This window comes from Nitrosomonas marina (assembly GCF_900110145.1).
In the GTDB taxonomy this organism is placed as follows: Bacteria; Pseudomonadota; Gammaproteobacteria; order Burkholderiales; family Nitrosomonadaceae; genus Nitrosomonas; species Nitrosomonas marina.
In genome coordinates this window covers 1-8560 of the sequence record NZ_FOCP01000043.1, presented here as the reverse complement: position 1 = coordinate 8560, position 8560 = coordinate 1, and the positions used below count along the sequence as shown (strand labels likewise).

Annotated in this window: 8 protein-coding genes; 1 reads left to right on the top strand and 7 read right to left on the bottom strand. The window is 50.5% G+C overall.

From position 1 onward, the window contains the following. The 4 genes from BMX44_RS15935 to BMX44_RS15920 form a co-directional block, all read right to left on the bottom strand. Positions 1–3836 (bottom strand): HzsA-related protein (locus BMX44_RS15935; RefSeq protein ID WP_090634864.1); only part of this gene is annotated, 3836 nt, incomplete at its 3' end. An 11-nt stretch (positions 3837–3847) separates the two neighbouring features. After that, positions 3848–4123, bottom strand: coding sequence for a hypothetical protein (locus tag BMX44_RS15930; RefSeq protein WP_090634862.1), 276 nt, complete (start codon positions 4121–4123; stop codon positions 3848–3850). Between the two features lie 4 nt (positions 4124–4127). Further along, entirely contained in the window at positions 4128–4370 is a 243-nt protein-coding gene (locus BMX44_RS15925; RefSeq protein WP_090634860.1) for a hypothetical protein, read from the bottom strand. Then, positions 4333–5148, bottom strand: coding sequence for a hypothetical protein (locus BMX44_RS15920; RefSeq protein ID WP_090634858.1), 816 nt, complete (start codon positions 5146–5148; stop codon positions 4333–4335). The genes BMX44_RS15925 and BMX44_RS15920 overlap by 38 nt, the downstream gene beginning before the upstream one ends. Positions 5149–5289: 141 nt before the next feature. Between BMX44_RS15920 and BMX44_RS15915 the strand changes: the two genes are divergently transcribed. After that, positions 5290–5706: a hypothetical protein gene (locus tag BMX44_RS15915; protein WP_143056982.1), complete on the top strand. Its 417-nt coding sequence runs from the start codon at positions 5290–5292 to the stop codon at positions 5704–5706. Here the strand turns inward: BMX44_RS15915 and BMX44_RS15910 are convergent. The 3 genes from BMX44_RS15910 to BMX44_RS16970 all read right to left on the bottom strand — a co-directional run. Next, the gene (locus tag BMX44_RS15910) at positions 5701–6513 is read right to left on the bottom strand and encodes a hypothetical protein (protein ID WP_090634852.1); all 813 of its coding nucleotides are present in this window, start codon (positions 6511–6513) and stop codon (positions 5701–5703) included. The two genes, BMX44_RS15915 and BMX44_RS15910, sit on opposite strands and share 6 nt — an antisense overlap. An 82-nt stretch (positions 6514–6595) precedes the next feature. Further along, the gene (locus BMX44_RS15905) at positions 6596–7297 is read right to left on the bottom strand and encodes a hypothetical protein (protein ID WP_218143998.1); all 702 of its coding nucleotides are present in this window, start codon (positions 7295–7297) and stop codon (positions 6596–6598) included. Between the two features lie 42 nt (positions 7298–7339). Next, positions 7340–8560: hypothetical protein (locus BMX44_RS16970; RefSeq protein WP_090634847.1), on the bottom strand; the 1221-nt coding region annotated here is incomplete at its 5' end.

Sequence of the window (8560 nt, the reverse complement as noted above, 5' to 3'; positions counted from 1 at the left end):
GCCGTTGCAGCACCGGTGATCGTGCCTTTCCTGGGCACATCGCGCGTTATCAGCGTGAAGGTATCCGTAGATTCATCAACGCCCGCAACGTCGACTACAGTAACGGCCACATCCATTCTGGACGTTTTGTTGCCATCAGCCATGAACCTGCTGATAGTGAAAGATGAAGATCCAGCCGGAATCGTGCCGTTTGTGGTCTCAACCCCTCCCCAGTCAACCGAGTATGTCCACCCGTCGCCGTTCGTGTCTTCACCGTCAGTCAAGGTGACAACGCGCTGGAAAGTATTACCCTCGTAGACGAACGCGCGACCACCGGCATCAATGCTTAACGGGTCCGGATCTCCGCCACCACCTGCGGGGTCAATCGTAATAGTGAATGTGTCATTATCAGTGTCGCCAACATCATCCGTGATTGTCACGGTCACAGCACATGAACCGGCTGTATTAAACAACCTGCTAATGCCGAATGATGACTGGCCAGCCGCGACCGACACGCCGTTTTCCGGCGTTCCGCACCAGTCAATATCGACCGTCCAGCCGTCAGAGCCGGCATCTTCACCGTCCGTAAACGTGATTGTTCTGCTGAACGTATCGCCCTCGGTGATGGTTTCATTGCCGCCTACGCTGATTGACACCGGGTCCGGATCTGGCGGCGGCGATGTATCACCCAGGCCCATCAGATAGCCGGCTGTAAATTCAACGGTACGAGAATTGGTAGCTACGTCGCTTACCGTTGCCCTGATTACCTGGTTCGGGTCTGATATAGGCGTGCCGAGCGTGATTGATGTAATACCGTTCATGCTGGCTGGACCGGCAAGGTTCGCACCGCACGAAGCACCAGACATAAGACACACATTAAGCGAATTCGGATCTATGCCTGAACCCAGGTCGACCGTACCGATAATAATGTGCGTTATTTCATCGCTGACATTCTTGGTAACATCCACGTGAATCGTAGGCGGCATTTTATCATCGGTTGCGCCCGGCCCAGCCTGAGCCCCGGTATCAATCCAGCGCGCTATCCACCGCAATTCTTCATCGGTAATGCCTGTTGCCGGGTGCGCAGCACCATAATCAAGGTCGCCTGAATATTCCCCATCCGTGTTATTGTCCGTCCTCTCACCCTTGGCCTTCCAGTACAACAAACTGCGGCGTGAATTGAACGCCACAATGTATTTTGAAATAAAAGGACGGTTGAGGCGTGTATCGCCGTCATACGAATGTTTATAAATTTGCCATGGGCGATTGTCCGTTGGCGGCTCTTCCTTTTCATCCAGCGCGGCTTGATTCCTGTCATAAACCAGACGCCAGTATGTCGACTGGATTGTGCTATCAATATAATCTGCCGGATCTACCGGGTTATGGTCCAGCACCAAACCTTTCTCGCGGCCGGATGTAGAATCACCGTTTATCGAATGACACGATGCGCACCTGCTCAACAGGATCGGCTTGATATGCTGGTCATAATTGACGACAACGCCATACCCACTGATATTGTTATACACCGGATCACCATTACCGTCAGTGCCAGCCAGTAGTGGCACCGTGCCACGGCCTAGCTGGAAAGGCGTATATGACGGGTCCGCAGCATGGGATGCAGCGAAAGTATTGCGCGGCGGGTTCTGTGGCGAATGTCCTACGTGACAGCCGCCACAGGTTTTAATCTCGCCAGGCTTAACGTGTTGCCATGTCTGGTCAACAGCTAAATTACGTCCCTCGCAATCAATAGCCATCATGGTATAGGGCACATTCGCTGGTATCTCGACAAGAAAACTGGTGTCTTCATGAATACCGTCAGTTTCCATGATCGGGTCGCCAAGCCCGTCCTTGTTTCGGGTGTACAAATCGCCAATAATCGCTACGCGCTCGCCGGTCGTGCCAAATATCTCATCAAACGAATTGGCCGAATCATTATGGTGCATCTGAACGAATCGGACGCCGCAAAAATCATCATCGGTAATGCCTTCAATCGTTTGCGTTCCCTGCAGGTTGAATGCATGCAAATCGACCGTAGCAAGGCTAGGAACGCCGCCAGCCGGCTCAATCTCTCTATCCGTGATTGAAGCTGCACCAACAAAACCAAACGGTGCACCCTTCGGCAAATCAGGGCTCTTGATTGGATCTAAAACAGCGGGTTCAGACACACCGTAAATGTTTGTGTACGGCACCACAGCGCGCGCACCGAACTCGTGATTACCCTTGGTATCAACAAGCATTACCAGATCATCCGGGTTTGTTACCGGTATTGATGTGGCTATGTATATCCCTAAATTGCAGCCCGGTATGTCGGATGTGTAGCCGTTACCATACGCCTGCAACGCCTCACCTAACGATGTGATATGGTTGATTGTTAAATCATAGCCATTATTATTGACAGAAAACTGTGGAGGCGTAGCGCCGATAGCTGTAAACGGCGTATCACTATTACCAACCACACTACAAGCACCCTTGCCCCAGACAAGACCTAACTCGCCATCACCTGCAGGTATCGCAAAAGGCCATCCGACCTTTCCAGAATAAGGCAAACCGGATGTATAGTTCGGATGAGTAACCGGGGTATTTGGGAAGCCATACATTACCGTCGATGTATCGTCATGGGTAGTCGCCCACGGCGCAACGTCATAACCAAATTTAGGCAGATACTGATCTGCTTCGTTTAAAACAACGTGTGGGTCTTCACCTTCCTCACCGAAATTGCCAGGCAATGGATAGCAAGGAATTACCCCTAACCCATTATTCCCGCCCCTATAATAGTCAGCAAAACAAATATCCTCATTTGGTCGTTGAGCAAAGAAATGTAGTGCATTGAAGTCTTTGCCGGCACTGGTTACAGCTGCCTGCGGCGTATGCTGGCCGATTAACGGGAAATTTCTCGAGCCATCCGGGAACTGGGTCCATATTTTGAATAAATTAATAACGGTATTAGAGCCGCCCGGCGTACCTTGCGTTTTGCTGAAAGGAATCCCCATCCCTGTTTGCCAGCTGGAGTAAGCAACGCGGCCATCTTTCAGAACGATAGGATGCTGCTCTTGAGTCCTTGCGTGAGCGGACAACAGTTCCATGTCTTTGCCGCTCGCGCTCATCGACCAGATGGCCATAACCGGCTCCGAAGCCTGGGTGTGCTGGATTACATTAGATGTTACGTTTGTCAGGCTAGTGCCTGAGCGGGTAGAAACAAAACCTATTCGACCGTCAGGACCAGGTATAAGGAATGGCGACACATCCCAAATGCCCGGCGTGTATGGTGTTATTGTCGACGTTGCGCCACCAACCACATGTTTCTTGATATGAGCGCCTTGAGACCATATAGACGGATTCGGAATCGGTTTAAATCCAAAGCCGAATTCAGAGCCCTCTTCGTCAATACCCTGTTTTGCATCAGGGTGGTAAATCCTGTCATCAAATTTTTCCCTGCGGTAATACACAGTTCCATGGTGGACCGCGTAATAAATCGTTGTCCCGTCAAACGAAACGTGTGGGTCAAGTGCCGTACATGTAGCAGTACCTTCTACACCGCTACCGGCATTGAATGTTGATGAGCAGTCTTCAATTACAGTCTCGACTCCAGCAGCGTCACGATAGATCAAATCGCAAGGGGTGATGAATGTCAGTCCGATATCATTTGACAGCGGGAAATTAACCTCGTTAAACCTGTCCAGAACGTCTACTTTGAACGTTCTCTCCGCATACACGACGCTATCGTCAGACAGCGTTACATTGCGCCCGTCCGTCCACTCAGGCGTGGCAGGGCAGCGGGAAAACGCAATCGGCACCGCCGAGAACGCCTCGGATGCCACCAACAACATGAAAAACGCAATAAATAGTCTTGCTAACATGGTATCTGCACCTACATCATCTGTTTGATTTTCATTACAATGCCTTCCCAAACAGCCAGGACTAATGCCCCGGCTATCACCGTCACAACAACAGTCATTCCGCGATCGGCGTACTTGCGCATTCGCCCACCAAATCTCAGGTCCTCAACAAACTCCTTGACGCTATCTGGCTTATCAACATCCACACCCAGTTTTGCAAAAACCTCCTTTACCGCCTTGTTTGCCGCAGCATCCGACGCAACAATGCAGTGGTCCGGAATATCGATTTTCTTGTTGCTGTCATTCATGAATTCATCCCCTTGGTAAAGATTTGGCCAGCGCATTTATTGCCCTGATTACGTTATTGATCCGCGCTCCAATACCATCTATGGCCTTGGCTTCAGACTCCCGCGATTTATTCCAGTCTTCAAATTGCTTGCTTTTGAAGAAAGACTCGGCCAGGCTGACCGGCATTGACAGCGCATCAGGCATGGGCGTGTTTGCGTACAGACTCAGGTTAAACGCCATGGCTAACAGGTTTTCCCGCCAGTTCATACGCGACTCTTGCGATGCATCGACGTACCGGAAATCGGGCGGATGACAAGTTTTCTGCCACCCCCTCCCCTTCTTTTGGAACAGACAGCACGACAATACCTTCGTGACTGAAGTCTGTAATGAATAAGTGGTGCATCCTGCCCCGGCCTTCCATGTACATGAACATCAACTGCTCAAACACGCTTTCCGGGTAAGCTGTAATGATTTTTATTTTTTCAAGGATAAATGCGTCAAAATCGTTTGCATGCTGTACCGGATCTGGCATTGCGCCAAGTTCCGATTTTGTTTCGCTATCGCAGAATAACTGGCACGCCATGCCGCCCAAAATCCAATGCAACCGCCCGTCGATTCCATCTATCTGGCCGATAAGCCGCTCAATCGACTCTGCCATGGCGCCGGTCAGGTGCCTGATATGCCATTTGTCTTGATGCAATTCACCCAGTGATATGCTCTCGTCTTTTAACGCAGCATCCTTCGATGCGTCCAGGTAATCCGTTAAATGTGCACCGCCTTCTAACTGGAAATCCGGACCGGTATCGGATGTAACCGACAGGTAATGGCACACTGCCATGATGCGCTCTTGCACGGTCCAGTTCTGCGGGTTGTCCATGCCTTCAATCGTTGACTGGACACCGGCTTTGGTCGAATTCAGGAACGTTGTGCATAAAGCCTCTTCAAGATGCGGCGGCGATGAAGCTATGGCGATCGACTCGCCTATGGTGAGCTCGCGCATTTGTAACGTCATGCGACGCAAGCGCAAAGGTTGAATGTTTAGCATTTTCTCAGTGAATTAATTCAATAGAGAAATTTTGACCGCTCCAGAACTGGAATTCTGTCTGTTTTTCCGACTGCGGCGCATGCTGCAATACATGCGGACGCGAATTATTTTATGATTGCCCTAACATAGGGGTAACTGCGTATGGTAACTACTGAAGAGAAACCGAAAAAACGCAAGAAAAGAGCGAGCCCGAACCGGATCAAGCACAACAGGATGGCCGCGCTCATTGCGAAAACAGAAGGTTTTGGCTTGCTGAAAAACAAAAGTCAAAGATCAGAACTCGCCAGTGAGGTAATGGCCAGGTACGGTGAAGATATCTTCCACAAACGCTATTACGGCATCATTGAAACCGCAGAATGCATTTACTGGTTCGGGATATTGCCCCGGAAAGTGAACGAACTGATTGACACCTATGATTCTGCGAAAGATATAGCGAGAATACTCGGGCATACCGAACTGCGCATTCAGAGGGCGATGGATCACGTTGTTTCGGACAATATTAATAATATTCTTGATGAGGCTGAAAAATGGGTCGACCAGAATAAGCATGTGTCATAACAAATCAACAGTCCTATACCCCGCCCAATCATCCCTATCAATCGCTGTCAAGGTCGCCAGTGTCATAGGTACCGCCTTTTCAATAAAGTGCCCCTCCACATCAATAGGCGATGATATGGGATCTGTAACAGACTCAATCACAAGTGGCGCATAGGTGCGGTTCTTATAACGCAACGCAACCAGCACCGGCGCAATTGACGGGACTAGAGCATCAATAAAACCGGTCTCACCACGCGCAGAATTGACCGATCTGGCCAAAACCGAACCATCCGGCGATAACTTTACCGGCAACGACCAGGACATGAGTTTTTCAAACGGCGCCTCAACTTCGGCATACGGATCTCGCCACGCACGAAACAGCGCAGTTACCTGAAACTTGACTGGCGGCATACCGTTGAATACCTGGGTTGAATTCAGCTTGGTAATACCGGTCCTGCCCTCGAACTGCCTTATGAATTCATTTGACCGTTGCTGCGCTTGAGTAGCGATGTTTGCCTGTTGTTCCTGACTACCACCGAATACAGCATCAATCAACGGCAAAAACGCCCCTGATTGCAGCATGGCAAGCAGTGTAGGCGCTCTGTTCTCGGGTCCGGAATGCTCAAACGCGCTCTGCCAATTCAATGATATTTCCATGCTGGCCTCAGAGAATGGTGTTTGCACAATATCCGGATCAGTATTTTTCGTGCGCGCGTATGCGCCGTTTTCTGTACGCTCAATCTGATAAATGCTGGCTATCAGATGTGGCGACAGCCCGTCCCATGCGGATGAAAGCGTTTTGTTTTCTAAACTCGGTGTATTAGCCATGGCTCAACAAATAAAAAAAGGCGTCACCCTGAAGCTCCCACATCAAGGGCAACGCCGAAAGCTGCAGTAAGGAGAGTTATAGTTATTTCAGTCCCGCCTTTTTGCGAACGCGCATTGATTTTGCCCGGCGCATTTTTGCGGATGCGGAATGACTCTTCATGCGCGCCTTGCGGATAGCCAGTTTCTGCTTTGCAGACAGTCGCACAGTTCCTGATACACGCTTGCGAATGCGTACCTTTTTGCCTCCACGAACAGCCATCTTGTTTTTGTACGCCGCGTCCAGGGCGACAGAATCAAATGCGAAAGAGTCGATGTCCTCACCTTCAGCGTCTTCACCTTCAGGCAGAACGGATGCAACCAGATCGCGTACACGCTCGGCTGCGTCGCTGTCCCACTCGTTCAGCAAGGCGTCAATATCATCCTCTTCAACACCTTTGCCTGACAGGTAGTCCCATGCCGCCTCAAGCGCCATTCCAAAGACTTCCTGCTCGTCATCAGTAATATCGCCGTCCTTGTTTTCATCGGCAATACCCATCATCAGCGCAAATAAACGGTCTGCAGATGTTTCGTTATCATCCAGGTCGTCAGCTTCCACCCATTGCTGAACAGCCGCAGCTGCAGCCATCCTCATTTCAGAATTGGAGAAACTTTCCGACGCCCCCATTTCACCACCCCCGGCCATATCCAGCGCAATATCGCTATGGTCGGGCATGGCTTCAGATCCGGTGACTTTAGGTTTTCTATACGGTCTCATTGCCGATCTAAGTAAATCGCTTGTATTCATTTTTTAAAATGTCCTTGTCAGTTAAAAAACCTGTGTTACCGATTAACGGGAAAGGGTTTGTGTCACAAAGATCTGCCTTACGGTACCGTCATAACGCAGCCAGTAAGAACAATCGATTCGGTCATAAGGCCGCTGCGCATTCGGTCGAATATCAAACCGCCACCCGCGCCCCTCCATTTCCGGCTCGTTGCTTGGTACCAGCCAGCCTGACGCCTCGGCACCTTCAAACAATTCCGTAAGGAAGTTTCTCAGTCGGCTTAGGGCTATATCCATCGGCAACTGAAGCACGTCTTTACCGTACCGGGTGACGTTATCGTCAATTTCAGCCGACATATCAGCCACGGCAATGAGTTTCTTCAGGCTGGACACAACCAGAGCGCTGGTCAGTGAGTCAGTGAATACATACCGGCCACCGCCCGAGAACTGATCCCATAACACCGGGTTGATTTTCGCTTTTGCGAGTGCATTGCGCTCCTGCCGGCTTGGATTGGTTTCCTGTGACATGCGAGCCCGGCGAATCGGCCAGTTACGCCCTGCTATCGGGTAATTTTTCGGCGCAAAACCGCGCGCGTTTCTCTGCGCGTTACGTCCGCATCCGTAGGCAATATTCAGCGTTGCAACGCCGAAATAACCTTTTGGATTGACGCCGGTCGGATCATCAGACTTGATAGGCGACCAGTAAGCATGCAGCAAGTGAGCACTCAGGCTTGCGCCGAAATTAAGCTGCTCTACAAATGTAACCGCCGCATCGACTGTCAGATTGCCGGGCACGTCAAAACGCAATTGCCGGTTAGTGTCATGCGCCAACTGCGCCAATTGCCCGAGTAATGCTGCGGACTGCGAACCACCGGAGGAAATATATTCATACTCGAACGGTGTGTTTTCAAGTTTTACACGCGCAAGCGAGTAATCCTCTGTCACATAACCGGTACCGCCCTCATCGAAACAAACCAGCGTATTGGATTTTGACCATTTCTCTTGTCCGCCCGTATCGTATCCGTATACATCAGAAGTGGTAGCCACGGTCGCATTTGCACCGGTTACACCGACGCTCACTTCAAGTTCATCAGTAAATGACGCGACCACATCAGGCAAATACAGCGAATTGTTATAGTCATCCTTGGCATCGACATCCAGAGACCCGAAAAACTCGTATATCAATACATCCTCAGAATCCAGAATTTGCAGCGTGATTTCATCGTTTGCCTGCGCCACGCCGCCCACTTTCTTTTCATCAGCCCGGTAACGTACCTTGATACCGTC